This window comes from Listeria farberi, assembly GCF_014229295.1.
GTDB lineage: Bacteria > Bacillota > Bacilli > Lactobacillales > Listeriaceae > Listeria > Listeria farberi.
Map to the genome: position 1 here is coordinate 108,268 of NZ_JAARZL010000002.1, position 22,656 is coordinate 130,923.

16 protein-coding genes and 1 other annotated feature are annotated in these 22,656 nt (G+C 38.1%); of the genes, 15 read left to right on the forward strand and 1 reads right to left on the reverse strand.

Features of this window, described 5'->3' with window-relative positions:
• The first annotated feature begins 104 nt into the window (after positions 1–104).
• The 7 genes from HCB38_RS08150 to cspB all read left to right on the forward strand — a co-directional run bounded on the left by HCB38_RS08150 (position 105) and on the right by cspB (position 7,705).
• On the forward strand, positions 105–1,211 hold the full coding sequence (locus HCB38_RS08150) for an IscS subfamily cysteine desulfurase (protein ID WP_185638197.1): 1,107 nt from the start codon (positions 105–107) through the stop codon (positions 1,209–1,211).
• A 4-nt stretch (positions 1,212–1,215) separates the two neighbouring features.
• A complete protein-coding gene (locus HCB38_RS08155; RefSeq protein ID WP_185319208.1) occupies positions 1,216–1,737 on the forward strand; it encodes a transcription repressor NadR in 522 nt (173 codons plus the stop codon).
• 95 nt (positions 1,738–1,832) lie between these two features.
• Positions 1,833–2,360, forward strand: coding sequence for a septum site-determining protein DivIVA (gene divIVA, locus HCB38_RS08160; RefSeq protein WP_003725769.1), 528 nt, complete (start codon positions 1,833–1,835; stop codon positions 2,358–2,360).
• Positions 2,357–2,590 (forward strand) — a binding site (T-box leader). (Overlaps the previous gene by 4 nt.)
• A gap of 52 nt (positions 2,591–2,642) precedes the next feature.
• Complete coding sequence (ileS, locus tag HCB38_RS08165; protein ID WP_185638199.1) at positions 2,643–5,408, forward strand: isoleucine--tRNA ligase; 2,766 nt, start codon at positions 2,643–2,645, stop codon at positions 5,406–5,408.
• 111 nt (positions 5,409–5,519) lie between these two features.
• Positions 5,520–6,509, forward strand: a complete 990-nt coding sequence (dapF, locus tag HCB38_RS08170; protein WP_185638201.1) for a diaminopimelate epimerase — start codon at positions 5,520–5,522, stop codon at positions 6,507–6,509.
• 13 nt (positions 6,510–6,522) lie between these two features.
• Positions 6,523–7,218, forward strand: a complete 696-nt coding sequence (locus tag HCB38_RS08175; RefSeq protein WP_185319205.1) for a phosphatase PAP2 family protein — start codon at positions 6,523–6,525, stop codon at positions 7,216–7,218.
• 286 nt (positions 7,219–7,504) lie between these two features.
• The gene (gene cspB, locus HCB38_RS08180) at positions 7,505–7,705 is read left to right on the forward strand and encodes a cold-shock protein CspB (protein WP_003723180.1); all 201 of its coding nucleotides are present in this window, start codon (positions 7,505–7,507) and stop codon (positions 7,703–7,705) included.
• A gap of 67 nt (positions 7,706–7,772) precedes the next feature.
• Here cspB and HCB38_RS08185 read toward each other — a convergent pair whose 3' ends face one another.
• On the reverse strand, positions 7,773–10,871 hold the full coding sequence (locus tag HCB38_RS08185) for an alpha-mannosidase (protein ID WP_185638202.1): 3,099 nt from the start codon (positions 10,869–10,871) through the stop codon (positions 7,773–7,775).
• 263 nt (positions 10,872–11,134) lie between these two features.
• On the opposite strand from HCB38_RS08185, the gene HCB38_RS08190 reads away from it, so the two are divergent.
• The 8 genes from HCB38_RS08190 (at position 11,135) to HCB38_RS08225 (ending at position 22,551) form a co-directional block, all read left to right on the forward strand.
• Positions 11,135–13,783 carry an alpha-mannosidase gene (locus HCB38_RS08190; RefSeq protein WP_185638204.1) on the forward strand — a complete coding sequence of 883 codons (2,649 nt, stop codon included), beginning with the start codon at positions 11,135–11,137 and terminating at the stop codon, positions 13,781–13,783.
• A 3-nt stretch (positions 13,784–13,786) separates the two neighbouring features.
• Positions 13,787–15,091, forward strand: coding sequence for a glycoside hydrolase family 125 protein (locus HCB38_RS08195; protein ID WP_185607864.1), 1,305 nt, complete (start codon positions 13,787–13,789; stop codon positions 15,089–15,091).
• 59 nt (positions 15,092–15,150) lie between these two features.
• A complete protein-coding gene (locus HCB38_RS08200; protein WP_185319201.1) occupies positions 15,151–15,762 on the forward strand; it encodes a YesL family protein in 612 nt (203 codons plus the stop codon).
• 56 nt (positions 15,763–15,818) lie between these two features.
• Positions 15,819–17,558 carry a sensor histidine kinase gene (locus tag HCB38_RS08205; RefSeq protein ID WP_185638329.1) on the forward strand — a complete coding sequence of 580 codons (1,740 nt, stop codon included), beginning with the start codon at positions 15,819–15,821 and terminating at the stop codon, positions 17,556–17,558.
• The gene (locus HCB38_RS08210; RefSeq protein WP_185607866.1) at positions 17,558–19,042 is read left to right on the forward strand and encodes a response regulator transcription factor; all 1,485 of its coding nucleotides are present in this window, start codon (positions 17,558–17,560) and stop codon (positions 19,040–19,042) included. Before HCB38_RS08205 ends, HCB38_RS08210 begins: the two co-directional genes overlap by 1 nt.
• 112 nt (positions 19,043–19,154) lie before the next feature.
• A complete protein-coding gene (locus HCB38_RS08215) occupies positions 19,155–20,084 on the forward strand; it encodes an ABC transporter permease (protein WP_185319199.1) in 930 nt (309 codons plus the stop codon).
• A gap of 18 nt (positions 20,085–20,102) precedes the next feature.
• The gene (locus tag HCB38_RS08220) at positions 20,103–21,074 is read left to right on the forward strand and encodes a carbohydrate ABC transporter permease (RefSeq protein ID WP_185319198.1); all 972 of its coding nucleotides are present in this window, start codon (positions 20,103–20,105) and stop codon (positions 21,072–21,074) included.
• A gap of 19 nt (positions 21,075–21,093) precedes the next feature.
• A complete protein-coding gene (locus HCB38_RS08225) occupies positions 21,094–22,551 on the forward strand; it encodes an ABC transporter substrate-binding protein (protein ID WP_185618299.1) in 1,458 nt (485 codons plus the stop codon).
• The last annotated feature ends 105 nt before the right edge of the window (positions 22,552–22,656 follow it).

Genomic DNA, 22,656 nt, shown 5'->3' on the forward strand with positions numbered 1-22,656 from the left:
GATTAATTGTATACTTCTTAATGAATATACAGTTGTCTTGTCATCTATAATCACATAAAATTAAACTAAATTCAAGTATAAAATTTTAAGGGAGAGATAAAGAGATGATTTACTTTGACCATGCAGCAACTACGAAAATGAGTGAAGCTTCCTTACAAGTTTTTATGGATGCCTCGCGAGAATTCTTTGCTAATTCGGAGAGTTTACATGATGCCGGGACGAAATCAGCAGCACTTTTAGAAAAATGCCGGGAAAGTTTTGCTGAGTTATTACAAGTTCCAAACCGCGGAATTTTATTTACGAGTGGTGGAACAGAAAGTAACCAAATCGCCATCCAAACGCTACTCCATACAACTGATAAGAAAGAAGTGCTCGTAAGTCCGCTGGAACACGCTTCTGTTTGGCAGCAACTAATGGCACTCGAACAAGCGGGAAAGTGTCGCATTAAAGCATTACCAGTTGATTCGTTTGGGCAAGTAAATCCAGCTACTTTAGAAAAAATGATTTCTGCTGGGACGGGGCTTATTATTATTCAACATGTTAATTCGGAAATCGGAACCATCCAACCAATTGCGGAACTAGCTCACATTGCTAAAAAAGCAGGTGTCTTTTTTCATACTGATATTGTTCAATCTTTTGGAAAACTTGATTTAGAATTAAGTGATGTTACTAGTTTTAGTATTTCATCGCATAAAATTTATGGACCAAAAGGGGCTGGAATCCTTTTTATGAAACCAGATTCTCCTTTGCAGGCGGTTTTGTCAGATGTACATCATGAATTTGGCTTTAGACCAGGGACGGTAAATGTTCCAGCTATTGCTGCCTTTACAACTGCCGCCTATGATATAATAGAAAATAGAGAACAAGAAGCGATTAGAGCTATAAAACTAAAAGCTGCGATTTGCGACACATTAGAAGCGCGAGTAGAAGTGGAAGGTGGACCCAATACATCGCCGTATATTTTAGGACTTACTTTGCCAAATATGCAAGGTCAGGAAGCGTTACTTGCTTTAAACGAAGCAGATATTCAAATCTCGACGACGAGCGCATGTAGTTTACGTGATTTAGCTCCGTCCAGAACATTAATTGCTACTGGAAAAACAACAGAAGAAGCAAACCGTTTTATCCGGCTATCTTTTGGAAAAGAAAATGAATTAAACGATAGTGCTATTTTTAAGGAAGAAATCGATAAATTACTACGAAAAAGGTGATAAGATGAAAAAAATATTAGGTGATACGCGTAGGCAAATGATTTTAAAATGGCTGAAAGAAGCCGAGGTACCAATTTCTGGAAATCAATTAGCACAGAAAACAAATGTTAGCCGCCAAGTGATTGTTCAAGATATTTCTTTGTTAAAAGCTGGCAATGAACCAATTATGGCTACTCCACAAGGTTATATTTATGCGAACGAGACGAGTTATACAGGTGAAAGGCGCGTTATTGCTGTAAAACACACGAAAGAGCAAGCTGCCGAGGAACTAAATATTTTGGTGGATCACGGTGTTTCCATTATTGATGTGATTGTGGACCATCCAATCTACGGCGAAATCACTGCTTCACTGCATTTAAAAAGCCGTTTTGATGTAGAAAAATTTGTGCGGAAATTGCAAACAACAGGAGCGGTCATGCTTTCTGGTTTAACGGATGGAACACATTTACATACGATTGAAGCAGATACGAAAGAACAATTAGAGCAAGCGATTAAAGCGCTAGATAAAGCAGGATTTTTAATCTAACCATTTTTCAATATAAATTCTAGGAAAAAGCTAGTAACTATGATAGAATGTATGTTAGGTATTTATAAACAAATAGTCGTATGGAGGTGCTAGATATGCCATTATCGCCGCTGGATATACATAACAAAGAGTTTACCCGTGGTTTTAGAGGTTATGACGAAGACGAAGTAAATGACTTCCTCGATCAAATCATTAAAGATTATGAACAAGTTATTAAAGAGAAAAAGCGTATTGAGGACACTTTAAATAATAGTGAAGAACGTTTAGGTCATTTTACAAACATTGAAGAAACATTAAACAAATCATTAATCGTGGCACAAACAGCTGCCGAAGAAGTGAAAGCTTCCGCTGAAAAAGAAGCAAAACTTATTATACGTGAAGCTGAAAAAAATGCAGACCGAATTTTAAGCGACTCACTTTCTAAAGCGCGCAAAATCGCGATTGAAATTGAAGACCTAAAACGCCAATCTAAAGTATTCCGTGAGCGTCTGCGTATGTTAGTAGAAGCGCAAATGGATTTAATTAAAAGTGAAGATTGGCAGCAAATGATGGCTTACGATGTAGATGCAACAGAACTAGCGTCTATTAAAGAAGTCGAAGCTGCTGAATCAGAAGAACGTTAAAAACGATTATAAGAGACAAGTAAATTTTTTAGATATAGGATACAAAGCGAGTTGGTGCAAGGTGCGAGACCAGCTATCCTCTAAAAAATCGAAATCACTCTTTAGTTCTAACCCGAAAAAGCAACTGCTTGAGTAAGTGTTAGCGCGAGCCGGCGTTATGGCTTTAATGAAGTGGGCAAGCAATTAACATGCATGTCAACAAGGGTGGTACCGCGAATCTCGTCCCTTTTTTGGGAGAGATTTTTTTGTGTTTAAAAATAAAGATTTAAAGGAGAATAAAACATGGAATATAAAGATACGTTATTAATGCCAAAAACAGATTTTCCAATGCGTGGAAATTTGCCAAACAAAGAACCTGAATGGCAAGCAAAATGGGAAGAAGAAAAACTATATGAGAAAATCCAAGAAAAAAATGCTGGACGCAAGGCGTATATTTTGCATGATGGGCCTCCTTATGCAAACGGTGAGCTTCATATGGGTCATGCTCTAAACAAAACAATCAAAGATATTATTGTTCGTTATAAATCAATGGCTGGCTTCAGCTCTCCGTATGTTCCTGGTTGGGACACACATGGACTGCCAATCGAAACAGCTATCGCCAAAAAAGGTGTTAAACGGAAAGAAATGTCTATCGCTGAATTCCGTAAACTATGTGCTGAATATGCAATGACGCAAGTAGACGGTCAACGTACAGGATTCAAACGTCTTGGAATTAACGGCGACTGGGAAAATCCTTACATTACACTTTTACCAGAATACGAAGCAGAGCAAATCAAAGTCTTCGGTGAAATGGCGAAAAAAGGTTACATTTATAAAGGTAAAAAACCTGTTTATTGGTCTCCTTCTAGTGAATCTGCACTTGCAGAAGCAGAAATCGAATATCAAGATAAAAAATCTGCTTCGATTTTCGTGGCTTTCAAAGTAACAGACGGAAAAGGTGTACTAGATGAAGGAACGAATATCGTTATCTGGACAACAACTCCTTGGACAATCCCTGCAAACATGGGTATTACTGTTAACCCTGATTTGGACTATGTAGTAATTGAATCTGCGGGTGAAAAATATGTTGTAGCAGAAGCACTTTTACCAAGTTTACGTGAAAAACTAGGCTTTGAAGATGCGACAGTTGTTAAAACAGTTCGTGGTTCTGAGCTTGACCGCGTTGTAACTAAACACCCATTCTATGACCGTGATTCCTTAGTAATGAACGGCGAACATGCCACTGCTGAAGCCGGAACGGGTGCGGTTCATACGGCTCCTGGACACGGGGAAGATGACTTTTTAATCGGGAAAAAATACGATTTGGAAATTCTTGCTCCACTAGATGATCGTGGCGTATTTACAGAAGAAGCTCCAGGATTTGAAGGCGTATTTTACGATACAGCGAATAAAATGGTGACAGAAAAACTAGAAGAAGTGGGCGCATTACTAAAAATGGAATTCATCACTCACTCTTATCCACATGATTGGCGTACGAAAAAACCAGTTATTTTCCGTGCTACAGCGCAGTGGTTTGCTTCGATTGATGCATTCCGTGATGATTTACTCGCAGCTGTTAAAGGTGTCAACTGGACTCCTGCTTGGGGCGAAACACGTCTATTCAATATGGTTCGCGACCGCGGCGACTGGGTTATTTCTCGTCAACGTGCGTGGGGCGTTCCGCTACCTATTTTCTATGCGGAAAACGGGGAAGCGATTATCACAGACGAAACAATCAACCATATTTCAGAACTATTCCGTGAGCATGGTTCGAACGTTTGGTTTGAACGCGATGTGAAAGATTTATTACCTGCTGGCTTTACGCATCCAGGTAGCCCAAATGGCGAATTTACAAAAGAAACGGATATTATGGATGTTTGGTTTGATTCTGGTTCAAGTCATCAAGCCGTATTAAACGCTCGTCCAGAATTAAGTCGTCCAGCTGATTTATACATGGAAGGCTCTGACCAATATCGAGGTTGGTTTAACTCATCCCTAACAACAGCTGTAGCAATTACTGGCGAAGCGCCTTACCGTAACGTGCTGAGTCATGGTTTTGCACTGGATGGGGAAGGCCGTAAAATGAGTAAATCACTTGGAAATACTCTTCTTCCAGGCAAAGTAATTAAACAACTTGGAGCGGATATTGTTCGCCTTTGGGTGGCTTCTGTGGATTATCAAGCTGATGTTCGTGTTAGTGATGAAATCTTAAAACAAGTATCCGAAGTGTACCGTAAAATCCGTAACACAATGCGTTTCTTACTAGGAAATATCAATGACTTTAATCCAACTACTAACAGTGTTTCTTATGAAAACTTACGTGAAGTAGATAAATACATGCTGATTAAATTAAATGATTTAGTGAAAAATGTGAAGGATAGCTATGAAGCGTTTGAATTCTCTACTATTTACCACCAAATCAATAATTTCTGTACAGTAGAATTAAGCCAATTTTATATGGACTTTGCCAAAGATGTTGTATACATCGAAGCAGCAGATAGTCATGATCGTCGTGCTATGCAAACAGTCTTTTATGAAGCGGTTGTTACTTTGACAAAATTACTTGCTCCAATTTTACCGCATACGACAGAAGAAGTTTGGAATAGCTTGATTGGTGAGGGCGCGGAAAGTATTCATTTACAAGACTTACCAGATGTAAAAGTATTAGCTGATAGTGAAGAAATTACTGCGAAATGGGACGCGTTCATGCAAATCCGCGATAACGTTCAAAAAGCTTTAGAATTCGCTCGTAACGAAAAATTAATCGGTAAATCAATGCTTGCTAAAGTAACTTTATATGTAGACGGCGAAGCGAAAACACTATTTGATTCTTTAGAAGGCGATTTTGCACAACTATTCATCGTTTCTGATTTTGAACTAGTGGAAGGTTTAGAAAATGCACCAGAATCCGCATTTAAATCGAATCAAGTAGCTGTTCAAATTACTGTAGCAGAAGGCGAAACTTGTGAACGTTGCCGTGTAGTGAAAAAAGATGTAGGCGTAAATCCAAAACATCCAACACTTTGTGGCCGCTGTGCTGATATTGTTGTAAAACACTACGAAGCTTAATGCTCGCTTGGGGAAAATCCTAGTAGTTTAAAAAGGAGGTTCCCCAAGCTTTTTTAATTTAAGATGTGGTATTATAGACGTAATTCCAAATAAAGGAGGTTGCTTGAAGGAATGGCAACAATTCACTTTACAAAAGTACATGGTTCGCAAAACGATTTTTTCTTAGTTGATGAAGAAGAAAATCAAATTATGGATTGGTCGGATACGAAACGTGCTGATTTTGCAATAAAGCTTTGTGATAGAGCGCATTCGCTTGGTGGGGCAGATGGTATTTTATATGTCACAAAAAGTAATGAAGCTGGACCAATTGGCCAAATGCGTGTCGTTAACTCGGATGGATCGATTGCTTCAATGTGCGGCAATGGCTTAAGAACAGTAGCTCGCTATTTACTTGAAAAGCACGCATTAACAGAAGCAAAAGTCGAAACAATGAAAGCGATACTGGATGTCAAAAAAGCAACTTCACTTGGTTTTGATATACCAACGTATCAAGTCGAAATTTCTCCAGTTAAATTTAATGCAAAAAGTTTACCAATGAATGTCGGTATGGAAAAATTATTTAATCAAGTCGTTCCTGAACTAGATTCGGAACTAGCTTTTTCTGCTGTGTCGGTTCCAAATCCACACTTGATTACCTTTGTGGACCAAACCGTGTTAGACACGGATAAACAAGCAACATTAGCGAGTTATTTAAACAGCGAAAATCCTTATTTTCCTGATGGCGTCAATGTTAGTTTTGTGAAACGTTTAAGCGATGATGCAATTTATGTGCGGACATTTGAACGCGGCGTTGGTTTTACGAATGCTTGCGGAACAGCGATGTCGGCTTGTAGTTTAATTAAAAAAATATTAGACCAGGATACTTTTGAAACGCCACTTAATGTTTATAATGATGGTGGGCGGGTGCAAGTGACTGCCAAAAAAGACGAAGCTGGTGAAATTTCGCTACAATTAATTGGTAATGCAACATTTGTTAGTACGGGATCAGTTAGCTACGAAAGAGACACTGTAACTGAACTTACAAATGAAGCGACACCGGAACAAGCGCAGTATCAAGAACTTGTAAAAGAAGTAAAGCAATTTTTAAAAACAACCGAATGAAAAGGAGTTAACCATGAATACAAATCGAAAAAAAGCGACACCATTATTCGTTATTGGCGGATTTTGTCTGATTTTATTTATTACAATCGCCGCAGCCATTGCAACAGAAAGTAACTGGGTAGCGCGTTTTGACCTAAGTTGGATTGAAAAGATTCGCGGCGGGATTCAACCTGATAAAACAGCTATCGTTAAACTAGTGACCAATTTAGGTAGTGCAGAAACAACGATTATTTTAACGATTGTAGTCGTTCTTATCTTATTCTTTTTACGAAAATTTGTTGTCGGACTATGGTTTGGTGGAACGATGCTCGCTTGTGGTGTTGTCCTTAATCTAGTTTTGAAAACATTAGTTGCTCGTACACGTCCAGATAGCGTTAACTGGTTAATAGAGGAATCTGGTTTTAGTTTCCCTAGTGGACACGCGACTGCTACGGCGGTTTTCTATGGCCTTGCAGCGATGTTCTTAATTTTCACAGTGCCAAAAATGTGGCAAAAAATCATTATCGGAATTATCGGCTATGGATTTATCTTGTTTGTAATGTATACACGTGTTTATTTAGGCGTGCATTTCCCAACAGATGTACTAGGTGGATTTTTCCTTGGTACAGCTTCTGTGCTTATTTCTTTAGGCGTTTATTTCTTAGTTCGTAAACCATTACATAATTTACTTGTGAAATGGCGTATTAAAGATAGAAGTATTATCGATTAATAGAAAACCTTGTTATAAGAATTAACTTATAGCAGGGTTTTTTAGTCAATAAACTGAATACTCTATTTTGTAACCGTGCGACTTTTTCACTTGATTTATTTGTCCGTTGGCGTTAATATATAAGTGTTGCAGGAAGTATATTTATGTATTAGCAAGGATATTGATGTAAATGAGTATCTTTACTAATATGTGAATTTTGTAATTGAAAAAATGATTAGCTTGTTGTTAACATCTTTTTCGTTAGTAAAAGAAACATATTAAGAAAATTTTTGGAGGTTTGTGAAATATGCAAACAGGTACAGTTAAATGGTTTAATAGTGAAAAAGGTTTCGGTTTCATCGAAGTAGAAGGCGGAGATGATGTATTCGTACACTTCAGCGCTATCGAAGGTGAAGGATTCAAAACTTTAGACGAAGGTCAAAGCGTTGAATTTGAAATCGTTGAAGGTCAACGTGGCCCACAAGCAGAAAAAGTTACTAAACTTTAATCTGATCACGTTAAACTAATAAAACACGCAGCGGACTTCTTAGGGAGAAGCCTGGCTGCGTGTTTTTTTATTTTAGATAAATTCGGTAAGTTTTAATTTCAAAAGGAGTAATGGCAAATGTTGTTGTTTCAAGAGTTGTTTCGTTTTCCTCCAGTAAGTTACATTCTGTGATGGAAGTAATAGCATAATCGCTAGTTAATGTCACTTCGCCGTGTGTACCTGCGAATTCATGCAGTCGGATGATAAGACCATTACCGTCCTCAGCTTGTTTGACGCTATCAATCATCACATAAGGATTAGTAACTTGGAAAAGCGAGAATGGTTCGATTTCTCCGTTAGATGTGAAAATCGGGTTGTTTAATTCCCAAGCAGTTTGGACTGTTTCTCCGTCTAAGAAATCTCCTTGATGTGGAAAAAGCGAATACGTAAACTGGTGAAGGCCTAAATCGGCTTCTGGGTCAGGGTATCCAGCTGCTTTGAGTAAGGTTAGTCGAATTGTCGAGTCTTTAATATCATAGCCGTATTTGGAATCATTTAACAAACTGACACCGTAATTCTTTTCAGAAAGATCGGCCCACTGATGTCCAACTGTTTCAAAACGAGCATAATCCCAGCTTGTGTTCCAGTGCGTCGGTCGTTTGACATTACCAAATTGAATATCATAACTAGCTTCACTGGCATGAACGGAAACAGGGAAAGCAACTTTAAGCAACTGGTTACGGTCACGCCACTCCACTTCTGTTTCAAATCTGATTTCAGGGGTCTCATGGTAAAAATGAATCCACTGCGTAATTTGTGATTTCTCTGAGTGAAGCACCTGTTTAATAGTGAGCTCAAGTGGTCCATTATTGATTACTTCAAAAGAGTCTAATGTGGTTATTTCCTTTTGTTTTTCTTGATAAAATAAATCAATATCCCAGGCATCATGCCACATCGGCTTATCTTCAAATAATTGAAATACATTACCTCGCGCGTTTTCTGCTAATACTTGACGGTTATTTTTTTTGTCAAAAATGGATGTGAATTGGCCGTTTTCATTCCAAGTTATTTGATAATAGGGTGTTTCTAATTGCTTGTCTTTGTAAGTGAAAGGCGATTTTGCTAGCTCATCAGTTGCTTCTTTAACGGAAACACTTGTGGCACCGAGCGCTGGCAAGTTATGGTGCTGGATGAGCCACGCGCCATTTGCTAATTTTTGTGCAGGGAGGTGCTTGTTTTTTTGATCATAAAAGGCTAAGTTACTAGCGGGATTATCGGATTTAATTTCGATATAGCGCGGCCGATTCCAAGTGGAACTATTCCATAGCGTTATTTTTTCAGAAGCTTGCTGGGTTAATTTTTCCAGTTGTTTAGAGATAATCGCATTATTTTCGGTGAATGCTTCAGTATACTCAATTAGCGCATCATCATATACTTCTTTGATGGAAGAGCCAGGAATAATATCGTGAAACTGATTTCGAAGTAGTATTTGCCAAATGTTCGCTAATTTTTCAGTTGGATAAGTAGTTCCTTCTTTTAGGTTCGCTAAAACAGAAAGCCATTCACTATTTCTTAAACCAAGCTCGATTTTACGGTTCATTTTTTTCGTGAAGGCTTGGCTAGTGTAAGTTCCGCGGTGGTATTCAAAGTAAAGTTCCCCGTTCCAAGTGTGGACATATTGATCAGTGCTCTGAATCGTTTCATGTAAATTATTGAAATAATCGGTAGCACTTTTTGGTTTTACTTCAGGGATTCCTGGCATTTTATCATAGCGACGACGCATCTCAAGCATTTCGCGATTTACTCCGCCCCCTCCATCGCCGTAGCCGTAAGCAAGTAATAATTCTTGGTTTATTTCTTTATCTTGGTATTTATCCCAAAGTCCCACCAGTTCACGCGCGGTCATTTTACCATTATAAGTAGAAATTCGGCTGTTTTTTTCTGGTGCAGTGATGAAGTGAGTTAGGATTTCTGTACCGTCAATACCGCGCCACTGGAACGTATCATGCGGCATACGATTATATTGATTCCAACTAATTTTAGTCGTCATAAAAGTTTTGATGCCTGATTTACGGAGAATTTGTGGCAAGGCCCAGCTATAACCAAACACATCAGGAAGCCATAAAAAACTAGAAGGTTTGCCAAACTCCTCGCGTAAAAATTTCTGACCGTAGAGCATTTGTCTGACGAGTGATTCTCCACTAGGGATATTACAATCGGCTTCAAGCCACATTCCGCCATCAGCTTCCCAGTTTCCTTCCTCGATTTTAGCTTTTATTTTGGCATAAATTTCTGGATAATCTTCTTTGATGTAGGCGTATAGTTGGGGCTGTGACTGTAAAAATAAGTATTCAGGATAATCTTCCATTAAATGGAGCACGGTCGAGAATGATCGTGCTGCTTTTTCTCGGGTATGTTTTAAACGCCATAGCCATGCTACATCAATGTGGGTATGTCCAACTGCTGCCACTTTGATAGGAAAGTTTTTCGGCATTTCTTTTAGTGCTGCTTGCAAGATTCGGTTAGCGTCTTCCATGGAGGCAAGATTTTGGTTAGAGCCTGGTGTTCCCCAATCAATCGCTAGGTAAGCGCGGTTAATAGCTTGAAGTAGGGGAGCGTGCGTCGGATTATTTTCTTCCAGTTGATCGAGTGTTTTTAAGGTAGCTTTACTCGTGAAATACAAATCGTCAATCACGAGGTTTAAATAACCGATAAATGCTTCTTTTAAGTAATGTGTTTGGATGGAAGGAATGCCGCCACCTTCAAGACCAGACCACAAACGAAAGACAAGTTCGGTTGTTTTTCCAGCAAAACTATCTGGGAAAAGAACTTCTTGATGATTTTGGTCGACGCCTTGGAGTGGTTCGCCGTTTACGAATAATAAGGATTCAAAACCAGAATTATGACCGTCGCCGGTATTGCCAAAATCAAAGTAACCGATTAAGCGAGTACCTTGTTTGGTACTGGGGAAGGTAATCGTTGTTTTTAACCAGACGTAGCGATCGCGGCCGGCCCAGTTTTCTCCAATGTTTAATTCGTTATCATAAATGACAGTTTTAGGGCGCGCTGCAATGTTTCCGTCCTTATCCTCAGCTGCTTGGAATTTCTGAATCGGATGCGTTTTTTCATAGCGGTAAAGTGCGACTTCATCGAGTCTGCCGCGTAATTTATCTTTTGTGAAAAACATCTATATACTCAAATCCTTTCTTTTTGTCTAGAACGGTTTCAATATATCATAGCGGGAAAAGAAGTCAATTTGGCTTTTGAAAGGAATTTAGCAGGGCCGTTTTTCTCATCTTTAGAGCGGTAAGGAATAAGCTTTTTCTAAATGGACAAATCAAGGGAAAATGGATTATTCATAGTAGTTTTTGGCGTAGCATTGCAATTCGCTTTAGCCCTTACTATACTTAGCTTGAAAGCGAATACAAAAAGAATATTTGGAGGGGCAAAATGACTAGAAAGAAAGCGCATATTATATCGCATTCTCATTGGGACAGAGAATGGTTTTTACCACTGGAAAGCTTAAGATTTAGGCTCGTTACACTTATGGATGAAGTAGAAGATTTACTTGATAAAGAAACTGGTTTTAATCATTTTCATATGGATGGACAAATGATTATGTTAGAAGATTATTTAGCTGTAAAACCTGCTAAACGAGAAAAAATGAAACAACTGGTTGCGGACGGGAAACTGCGAATCGGCCCTTGGTATATGTTACAAGATGCTTTTTTGACGAGTGGAGAAGCGAATATTCGTAATTTGCAATATGGATTAGAAATGGCGGAAGAATTCGGTCAAGCGGAAAAAATTGGTTATTTTCCTGATACGTTTGGTTTATATGGTCAAGTGCCGCAATTAATGCGTCAAGCTGGTTTTGACACAGTTGTTTTTGGACGAGGCGTTAACCCAACTGGCTTTAATAACCAAGTATTTGATAGTGCTTTTGCCTCAAAATATTCAGAGATGTTCTGGGAAAGTCCGGATGGCTCGAAAGTTTTAGGAATTTTACTCGCCAATTGGTATTCCAATGGTAATGAAATTCCAACTGATAAAGAAGCAGCAAAAAAATTCTGGGATAAAAAATTGGCAGACGTGGAACGATTTGCGTCAACAGATGAATGGTTATTTATGAACGGTTGTGACCACCAGCCTGTCCAAACAGATTTAGCAGAAGCGCTTGAAGTAGCGCGGGAACTGTATCCAGAGATTGATTTTATTCATAGTCATTTTGAAAAATACCAAGATGCTGTCAAAGCCGGGCTTGAACCTGAAAAATTACAAACAGTTCACGGAGAACTAACGAGCCAACAATCAGATGGTTGGTCAACGCTTGCTAATACGGCTTCCTCGCGTATTTACTTGAAACAAGCCAATGCTAAAATGGAACGTTTATTAGAGCGTTTAGCGGAACCAATTTCAGTAATGGCGACAGAAGCAGGTGTTAGTTATCCGCATGAATATCTGGCTTTTGCTTGGAAATTACTCATGGAAAATCAAATCCATGACAGCATTACAGGATGTAGTTTGGATGAAGTGCACCGCGAAATGGAGACTCGTTTTGAAAAAGTCGAACAAACAACTATGGCGATTATTCAAAACGCAGCACGTAAAATAACGGGACAAATCGTAACGAATGATGCGGGTATTCCAATTACTGTTTTCCATGCAGGTGGGATAGAAGCAACTAGAACTGTCGAACTTAAACTTGAAACAGACGCGATTCATTTTTCTGAGATGCCTTTTGAACTGATACCAGATGAATTAGCAAAACTTCCCGAACAAAGTTTTCGGATGGAAACAAGTAATGGGGAGGAAATTCCGGTTGTGGTTGAGTCACTTGGTATTCATTTTAACTATGATTTACCAGAGCGAAAATTCCGTGATTCTTATTTTGCAAGAAAATATAAACTAACCTTTACTGTGGAACATTTACCAGCTGTTGGTTATCAAACAATCTATGCGCATCCGGTCGCAGTTTCGGATGATAAAAAAGAGCTAACAAAGGACTTACAGTTAGAAAATCAATATTTAAAAGTAGAAATCGCGCCGAACGGAACTTACTCCATTTTGGATAAAGAGACTGCTGTAGAAGTCGCGGGGCTTGGTGCATATGAGGATGTTGGCGATATTGGTAACGAGTATATGTTTAAAGAAACGGGCGATAATTTACGAATAAATACCTATAATTCAAAACCTGAGATTCGCGTGTTGCGTGAAGATAAGCTTGGAAAGACAATCGAAATTAAACATGAAATAGAAATCCCAGTAAGCGCAAGTGCGACATTTGCTGAAGAAAAACGCCGACTAGTTTGGCATCCGGCACGGAAGTCACATCGTTCGGACTATCGTACTACTTTTAAAATCACTACAGAATTGACGCTAAATAAACATGATAAGCAACTAACTGCTCGCGTTAAACTAGATAACCGAGGGGATGACCATCGCCTTCGCGTACTTTTACCAACTGGAAAACAAACAGAAACACATCAAGCGGGCAGTGTTTTTGAAGTAGTAACGCGCGCGAATAAACAAGTGGAAGAATGGACAAATCCTGCTAATGATAACCGGAAACAAGGTTTTGTTGCCAGTGGAAATATCGTTGTTGCAAGCCTTGACTTACCGGAATATGAAGTAAGCGAGCAAGGGGATAGATTGGAACTAACACTGTTACGCGCAGTATCAGAAATTGGCGACTGGGGTGATTTCCCGGCATATGAAGCAGAATGCCACCGCGAAATCACAGCCGAGTTCCATGTATTCCTTACAGACGAATCAAACGTCAATGTCCCTGCACAAGTTAACGCACTCTTAACACCTACTTTTGCCATTCAACACCCTTCATCATCAAAAGAAAAAATCCTTGCAGAAACAAAAGATTTTGCGAAATGGAAAGTAGCAGACGGACTGGTTTTTTCCGCATTTAAACTAGCGAAAGACAATCAACCAATTATTCGTTTTTATCAAACAGCATCCGAGCCAAAACTATTAAACACAGTTGATTTGTGGAGAAAATCGACCATTTTAGAAGAAACAGCAGGAGATGCCAAAAATCAATTTACCGTTAAACCAAACGAAATTATCACATTAAAAGGAGTGTAATTCATGACAAAGAAAGTACCAACAAGTTTTAACAAATGGATTGATATAGTAAAAACGACCTTTCCAGAAAATAAAAAATTACATCGCATGTTTGAAAAATGTTTTACTAACACCTATACAACTACTTTGCAGGAAACAGAAGAGGGGCATCCGTTTGTTATTACAGGCGATATTCCAGCTATGTGGTTACGCGATTCAACAAGCCAAATCCGCCCTTATTTAATTGTTGCAGAAGAAGATGAGGAGATGGCGACGTTAATTGAAAATCTTGTAAAACTGCAAACAAAATATATTCTTCATGATCCTTATGCGAATGCTTTTAATAAAACTGCGAATGGTGCCGGTTTTCAACAAGATAAGACAGCGATGACAGACCTTGTTTGGGAGCGGAAGTATGAAATTGATTCACTTTGCTACCCAGTCCAGTTAGCTTATCTATTATGGAAAAGCACTAATCACACGGGTCATTTTACCGAGGAATTTAGGCTGGCTTTGCATCAGATTATCGATGTATTTAAAACGGAACAAAAGCATACGGAGCAAAGTCCATATCGTTTTGAACGAGAAAATGTGCGTCAATCAGATACTTTAAATAATAATGGCAAAGGAACAGATGTAAGTTATACGGGAATGTCTTGGAGTGGCTTTAGACCAAGTGATGATGCGTGTATGTACGGTTATCTTGTGCCAAGTAATATGTTTTTGGTCGTAGTGATGGATTACGCTAAAGAAATAGCGGCACAGTTTTACCCGGATGATAAGGAATTAACCCAAGCTAGTTCAGAGTTAAGAGAAGAAGTCGCAACTGGAATTGAAACATACGCTAAACAAGCGCACCCGTATTACGGCGATGTTTACGCTTATGAAGTTGACGGAACTGGGCGTAAGTTATTTATGGATGATGCCAATGTACCAAGCTTACTCGCTGCGCCGTATCTAGGTTTTTGTGAGAAAAATGATCCAGCATATCAAGCGACTAGAAAACTCATTTTAAGTCGAGAAAATCCTTATTTTGTAGAAGGTAGCGTACTTACTGGAATTGGTAGTCCTCATACGCCAGATCATTATGTTTGGCCGATTGCGCTCAGTATTGAAGGGTTAACCGCAGGAACAGAAAGCGAGAAACAAGCGATTTTAGAGATGTTAATAGCTGGTGATGGCGGAACGGATTACATGCATGAAGGAGTAAATGCTTCCAACCCAGCTGAATTCACTCGCGACTGGTTTGCTTGGTCGAATGCGATGTTTAGTGAATTTGTCCTAAGTTTATGTGGTGTATATGTAAAGGGAAGTCCATTAAGTAAATAAAAAAGAAAAGTCTGGGCGAAAAACTCAGGCTTTCTCTTACTATCAAAGGAGAAAAAAGAATGAAACTTATTGATAAATTCTCAGTTATTAGTGATTGGATAATACGGCTTGTTTGGACGAATTTAGTATGGCTTTTTCTTGTATTAATGGGCGGGATTGTGCTTGGGTTTATGCCAGCGACAGTTGCTCTTTTTACGATTACGAGAAAATGGGCGAGAGGTGATTTAGACACGCCTGTTTGGAAATCAGCTTGGCAAACTTATAAGCAAGTATTTGTTTCTGCTAATTTAGCAGGTGGGATTTTTGCAGCCATTGGGATATTTCTTTATGCTGATTTACGGATTGTTTTTGAACTGATGCAAGGATTTTGGTCGACCATTTTATACTTTTTCTTGATGTTCTTACTTTTTCTCGTTGGTATTGCCTTTTTACAGTATTTTACCGTATTTGTTCACTTCCAAATGAAAAATGTTCGCGCTTATGTTGGTCAAGCATTCTTACTAGCTATTACAAGTTTTAAAAATACCTTTATGATTGTGGTTGGACTTGTTTTTTGTGCATGGTTGATTTCTAAAATGCCAGCTTTTATTTTGTTTATCTCGGGCGTTTTACCAAGTTATTGGATAATGAAAATCAACTTACACCGTTTCAAACAAATGGAGCCAAAGTAACCCCTTACATTATTTTTGATAGTATGCAATAATCAGAAAGGAAAAGGGGGCAGGGAATTAGAATGACACAAGAATTACCACGTAAGCGCGTTTTTAAAAGGATGTTATTAATTTTTTCTTTAACAAGTCTTTTTACCGTGAGTTTGTTACTTTTTTTCATTTATAAATATTATACCAACATTCAGCTAGATACCAATCTCCAAAGAGCGGAAACTATCGCCAGCAAGCAGTTGGAAGCTTTAACTGAAAAGCAAAAGGCATTAATTAGTTTAACGCAAGATATTTACCGCAATAGTGATTTGATGCAAGATGTTCAAATTGCGATGACAAATGACTACGGTAGCTACACCGAGCAAAATATCGACAACTATTTTAAAAGTAAAAATTTTTATTCTGTAGATATGCAAACCTATTTACAGTCTTATTTTTCGTATGATGAAGATATTATTGCGCTTCAACTCATTTCGGATGACGGAAGCTACTCCTATACATTCCCGAGCCGTTACCGTGAATGGAAAGAAACTGTTGATACATATGGTGAAGAAAATATTGCCAGTCAAGCATCGAAACAAGGAAATTTTTATACGATAGAAAATAAAATTGTCGTGAAGCAGCCGATTAACGATCCGAGTACATTAAAACAAATGGGCTATCTATTGCTTTATATTGATCCGACCTTTTTAAACAAATGGATTACGAAAGATTATAAAAACTCGATTTTCCAAATAAATAATACTAAAGGAGCCGAGTTATATTCCAATCACCCTGCAAAACAAATAACTCCACCCGAAAAACAAGGCTGGATGAATGTAGATAATAAGAAAATCTACTTTCAAAAAACAGAGGATGAAACTACTGGCTTAAAAAATAATACTTTTTTATATCGTGTCACGGATGATAGTGCGCCACTAATAGAGTTGACTTTATTTGGGATTGGTTTGTTACTCGTTATTTTTTCAATTAGCGTTAATTTTGTGATAAGCAGGCGCTACTCCAAGCGGATTTTGACAATTATTGGTGGGATGAACCGAGTAGAAAATGGAACGCTTGATGCAAAACTTCCTGTCGATAATAACGGGGATGAACTGACGATGATTAGTGAGCGATTTAACCATATGACTGAAAATCTCGACGCTTATGTGAAGAAGGTCTATAGTCTCGAAATGGAAGAACAAAAAGCGCGACTCAAAGCGCTTCAAGGACAAATGCAACCTCATTTTCTTTATAATTCTTTAGAAGCAATTAGGATGAACGCGCGGGTAGAAGGGGCAAAAGAAACAAGTGATATGATCTACCAACTTGCGACGTTATTACGCTATACTGCTAACCATCGCGAAATCACGACTTTAGGCGAAGAAATCAATTATGTAAAACAATATGTTCGTTTTATGGAAATGCGCCACGAACAGCCGATTAAGCTAGACATCCATATTGAAAAGCGTTTTAATCATACGCATATTCCAAGATTTGCGTTGCAGCCACTCATTGAGAATTTTTTCAAATATGCCTATAAAGAAAACCAACATCCAGTAGTTACTATTACAGTCATGGCGGAAAATAGCAATTTACAATTTCAAATAAAAGATAATGGCAAAGGGATGGACGCGGAAAAACTAAAAGAAGTGCAAGAAACGATTGAAAGTAAAGCTGAAACAAGCCACATCGGCCTAGCTAATTTAAACAAACGACTGCAACTTTTATATGGTGAAGCTTACTCATTAACGATTACAAGTAAGCCAAATGAAGGTACGATCATTCTATTTCAAGTACCTCAAAATACGGGAGGAGAAAAGTGATGCTAAAAATAGTACTAGTAGACGACGAACCCCTTATCCTTAAAGGTTTAGAAAGCATTATTCCAGAATTTGAGCAAAACATTGAAATTGTTGGGACAGCCAAAAATGGCGCACTAGCCCTAGAGTTATTTGCGGATCAAGAAGTGGATGTACTTTTAACAGATATAGAAATGCCTGTGATGAACGGTTTAGAATTAATCGATGCATGGAAAAAACGCCAACCGACGACTAAAACCGTCGTTCTTTCCGGATTTGAAGATTTTCATTATGTAAAACGTGGGCTTTCAGCGGGAATCGAAAATTATTTATTAAAACCTTTAAACGAACAAGAATTAAAAGAAACATTCGTACAAATAGAGAAAAAACAAGTGACAGATAATGTCGTACCAAGGGAAGAAGCGTACTACATTCTACGGGACAATACAATTTGGCGTTGGCTAAATTTACGAATTAATAAAGAAGAATGGGAAGAGCGCTTGGCGTTATACGATATGACTTTAAATCAAAACGAGAGCGCCGTCCTCATCCAGATTCAACCAACCAAAGAAATCGACATAGCTGAATGGAAAAAGCTTTCTGAATACTACCGGCGCACTTATCCATTTATGCTGCTTACTCCAGAAAATGAAATCATCTTAGGAATAACCGAAAAAATCTCTATATCCGAACAAATTTTAGCGATTCATCAAGAGATTAAAAAACGAATCTCGAATGAAGCTTTTTATATATTTATTAGTGAAAAAGTACAAGGGGAGATAATGTATCCGCAAGCATTTCGTCAACTGACAAGATTACTTCCAGAACGACTTGTAAAAGAGTCCGGCAGCTTAATTGCTTACCAAAAACGTACGAAACATACTTGGCGACCAAAAAGAAAACAACATCAACTTGCAAAACTACTCGTAATGAATAATGAAAAAGAAATCAAAATATGGATCAACAACTTTTTTAAAGAATGGAACGATCATAAATTAGAAAGCGATCCGCATCAAATGCTCCATATTTTGAATGAGCTGCTTGTGATGATGGCAGAATCAGACCCTAAAGAATTAAGTGAGTCAATGGGGCGAATTGCAGAAGAAACAAGTATTGAGGGGCTAGAAGAAGCGACACTTAACTATGCTATTCGTTACTACAATCGTAAAAAACAAACCGATGAATCAAAAAGCCCTATTATCCAAAATGTATTATCATATATTACCGAACATTTTGCAGAAGGGATGTCTTTAAAAACGCTTGGCAACGATTTCCACATTAATGCTGTTTATCTCGGGCAACTTTTTCAAAAAGAAATGGGTGAGCATTTTACGGATTATTTAAATCGCTACCGAGTTAACTATGCGAAGGAAGAATTGCTGCAAACAAAAGATAATTTAACGATCATTGCTGGAAAATCTGGTTATACCGATATGGCTTATTTTTATCGACAATTTAAAAAGCACACAGGAGAAACACCAAATCGCTACCGAAAAATCCATCAATAAGATTATTTCTAATGTTTGTCTATAAATCTAAACATCCGCAACTATTTTAACCCTTGGAAAAACGATAAACTAAAGATGTTGAAAGCACTTACAAAAAAGAGGGGTGGATGGATTGAAAAAAGTTTTATCACAAATTCGAGCTAATCGGATTTGGCTATTAATGGTACTTCCAGGTGTCCTTTGGTTCCTGGTTTTCTCATACTTACCGATGTTTGGTACAGTGATTGCGTTCAAAGATTACAAGATTGATGGGAAAGGATTTTTATCCAGTATTATGAACAGCGACTGGGTGGGGCTTGAAAATTTTAAATTCCTATTCCAAACAAACGACGCTTTTATTATTACCCGAAACACCGTTCTCTATAATTTAGTATTTATTATTGTGGGACTATTTCTTGGTGTCGCACTTGCTATTATTTTTAACAGCCTACTAAATAAACGAGGAGCAAAAATTTATCAAACAGGAATGCTTTTCCCCCATTTTTTATCATGGGTAGTTGTGAGTTATTTCTTATTTAGCTTTTTAAGTGAAGATAGCGGACTCATGAACAATATTTTACTTGCATTCGGACAGGACCCGATTTCCTGGTATAACGATCCGAAATACTGGCCGTTTATCCTTATCATGATGAATGTCTGGAAAGGGCTTGGTTATGGAAGTATTGTTTATCTTGCAGCGATTGCCGGAATTGACCGGACATACTACGAAGCCGCGATGATTGATGGGGCTGGTAAATGGCAACAAATCAGACATGTAACGATTCCTGCACTAACGCCACTGATGGTTATTTTAACGATTTTGAATGTCGGGAAGATTTTTAACTCTGATTTTGGTTTGTTTTATCAACTACCGCGAAATTCAGGACCACTTTATCCTGTGACGGATGTTATTGATACATATGTATACCGTGGTTTAACGTCACTTGGAGATATGAGTATGAGTGCGGCAGCTGGTTTCTATCAGTCAATTGTCGGCTTTATTCTAGTGTTACTCACTAACTACATCGTGAAAAAAATAAATCCGGAATATGGCTTATTTTAAAAAAGGAGGCGAGGCACTTTGGCAGAACAGCTTGAAGCGGTAAGTGAAATAGAACAAGTCCGAGGCGAAATGGAAAAACCAGCAAAAAACCAGCCAGCAAAAGATATTATCGGTTTTGGCAAAAAGATGAATGTGGCGATGAATGTTATGCTCGCTTTCTTAGCGCTCATCTGTATTTTTCCATTTTTATATATTATTGTTATTTCTTTTTCGAGCGAAACATCTCTGGCGGCAAATGGCTTTCAACTAATACCGAAAGAGTGGAGCATGGAAGCGTACGAGTATTTATGGAAGATGAAAGGTCAGCTTTTACAATCATATGGCATCACGATTTTAGTTACAGTTATTGGTACTGTATGCAGTGTTGCAATGATTGCGCTTTATTCTTACGCAATATCCAGACCACAATTTAAATATCGCCGTCAATTCACATTTATTGCCTTCTTCACAATGTTATTTAGTGGCGGAATGGTGCCAGCATATATCGTTATGACACAATTCTTGCACTTACGAAACAGCATTTGGGCGATGATTTTACCACTAGCAATGAATGCTTTTTACATTATGATTATGCGCACGTTCTTTTTACGGTCTATTCCAGAACCAATACTTGAGGCAGCTCGAATTGAAGGGGCTGGGGAACTAAGAATCTTTTTACAGATGGTCGTCCCGCTTTCCTTACCAGGGCTTGCGACAATCGCGCTTTTCTCTACGCTCGGTTACTGGAATGACTGGTTCCAAGCATCACTTTATATTGATAATCCAAATTTAGTTCCGTTACAATCGCTACTTATGAAAATTGAAAACAACTTAGAATTCATGCGGCAAAACTCTGAAATTGCTTATACTGCCGGCGCATTTAAGTCCATACCACAAGACGGTGCAAAAATGGCGATGGTTGTTATTTCGACATTACCAATTGCGATTACCTATCCGTTCTTCCAAAAATACTTCATTAGTGGACTGACCATTGGCGGCGTAAAAGAATAAAAAAGATGGAGGGAATTTAATGAAAAAGAAATGGGGAGTAATCATCGCATCACTCTGCTTGCTACTAGTTTTAGGGGCGTGCGGAAGCGATGAGAAAGCAGATGCAAATGAAGTTCCGACACTGAAATGGTACATGATTGGTACACCTCAAAAAGACACAGAAAAAGTAATGAAAGAAGTAAATAAATATACCGAAGAAAAAATTGGTGTCAAAGTAGAAATGACACAAATCGACTGGGGCGACTACGGCAAGCGGATGCAAACCGTTATTAACTCCGGAGAAAACTTTGATATTGCTTATTCAGCAGCAGGAGAATTCGTTTCTTATTCGCAAAAAGGTGCATTCTTGCCATTAAATAAATACCTAGATAAAGAAGGCAAGAAAATGAAAGCAGAATTAAATGATGTTCTTTGGGAAGGGGCAACGATTGACGGTAATATTTACGGTGTACCTTCCAACAAAGAAGTCGGCGAACAACAAGTCTATGTTTTCAATAAAAATCTAGTCGATAAATATAAAATGGATATATCGAAAGTAAAAAATTTCAGTGATTTAGAACCAATGTTAAAAACAATTAAAGAAAACGAACCAAGCATCACACCAATTGGTGGGAATAAAGACTTTAAGCCAGCATTTTCATATGATTATTTAATCGATAACGCTGTACCACTTCCTTTTGCTGTTAACCAATACGAGGATACTGGTAAAATCGTTAACTTTTATGAACAACCAGATACGTTAGAAACCTTAAAATCGCTTCATAGCTTCTACCAAAAAGGCTACGTTACAAAAGATATTGCGACATCGACAGATCCATGGTCTTACGATAAAGAAAACTGGTTTGTACGTATTGAGAAATACCAACCATACGCAGAAAACATTTGGGATAAAAATACAGGCGGTAAATATAAAGTAGTCACACAACCAATTGCTGAAACACCAATCATTAAAAATAACTCAGTCACAGGCGCAATTCAAGCTGTATCCGTGACAAGTCAACATCCTGAAGAAGCAGTGAAATTCCTTGATTTACTGAACACAGATGAATATTTACGCAATTTGGTTGATAAAGGAATTGAAGGCACCCATTATAAAGAGTTAGATGATGGCAAAATTCAAGATTTACCAGCACGCGTCGAGCGTTATAGTATGCCAACTTATGCACTTGGAAATCACTTCATTTTAAAATTATATGAAGATGAACCAGCAGATAAATGGGATCAATTTAAAGAGTTCAATAAAAAATCAGTAGCATCACCGGGCTTAGGTTTCTATTTCGACTCATCTAAAGTAAGAACAGAAATCGCTTCAATTACAAATGTTTGTAATGAATTTGCCCCAGCACTTTTAACCGGAACAGTCGATCCAGTAGAATATACAGAGAAATTCAAAGCTAAATTAAACGATGCGGGTATGAAAAAAGTAATGAAAGAAATGCAAAAACAATACGACGAATATCGCGCCACGCAAGAATAAGCACCGGAAAGGACTTAGTTTGACTAAGTTCTTTCTTTTTTTGTGTAACAGTTTTTATATAATTGTATAACAGTTTTCGAGACGGTAATCTTGCAATAATTCTTT

What these genes read in the sequence shown, in the direction of transcription:
- dapF (WP_185638201.1), top strand. Translation starts at nt 5,520, where the DNA reads ATGGCAACAATTCACTTTACAAAAGTACATGGTTCGCAAAACGATTTT.
- ileS (WP_185638199.1), top strand. Translation starts at nt 2,643, where the DNA reads ATGGAATATAAAGATACGTTATTAATGCCAAAAACAGATTTTCCAATG.
- HCB38_RS08210 (WP_185607866.1), top strand. Translation starts at nt 17,558, where the DNA reads ATGCTAAAAATAGTACTAGTAGACGACGAACCCCTTATCCTTAAAGGT.
- HCB38_RS08150 (WP_185638197.1), top strand. Translation starts at nt 105, where the DNA reads ATGATTTACTTTGACCATGCAGCAACTACGAAAATGAGTGAAGCTTCC.
- HCB38_RS08195 (WP_185607864.1), top strand. Translation starts at nt 13,787, where the DNA reads ATGACAAAGAAAGTACCAACAAGTTTTAACAAATGGATTGATATAGTA.
- HCB38_RS08225 (WP_185618299.1), top strand. Translation starts at nt 21,094, where the DNA reads ATGAAAAAGAAATGGGGAGTAATCATCGCATCACTCTGCTTGCTACTA.
- HCB38_RS08200 (WP_185319201.1), top strand. Translation starts at nt 15,151, where the DNA reads ATGAAACTTATTGATAAATTCTCAGTTATTAGTGATTGGATAATACGG.
- cspB (WP_003723180.1), top strand. Translation starts at nt 7,505, where the DNA reads ATGCAAACAGGTACAGTTAAATGGTTTAATAGTGAAAAAGGTTTCGGT.
- HCB38_RS08190 (WP_185638204.1), top strand. Translation starts at nt 11,135, where the DNA reads ATGACTAGAAAGAAAGCGCATATTATATCGCATTCTCATTGGGACAGA.
- HCB38_RS08155 (WP_185319208.1), top strand. Translation starts at nt 1,216, where the DNA reads ATGAAAAAAATATTAGGTGATACGCGTAGGCAAATGATTTTAAAATGG.
- HCB38_RS08175 (WP_185319205.1), top strand. Translation starts at nt 6,523, where the DNA reads ATGAATACAAATCGAAAAAAAGCGACACCATTATTCGTTATTGGCGGA.
- divIVA (WP_003725769.1), top strand. Translation starts at nt 1,833, where the DNA reads ATGCCATTATCGCCGCTGGATATACATAACAAAGAGTTTACCCGTGGT.
- HCB38_RS08185 (WP_185638202.1), bottom strand. Translation starts at nt 10,871, where the DNA reads ATGTTTTTCACAAAAGATAAATTACGCGGCAGACTCGATGAAGTCGCA.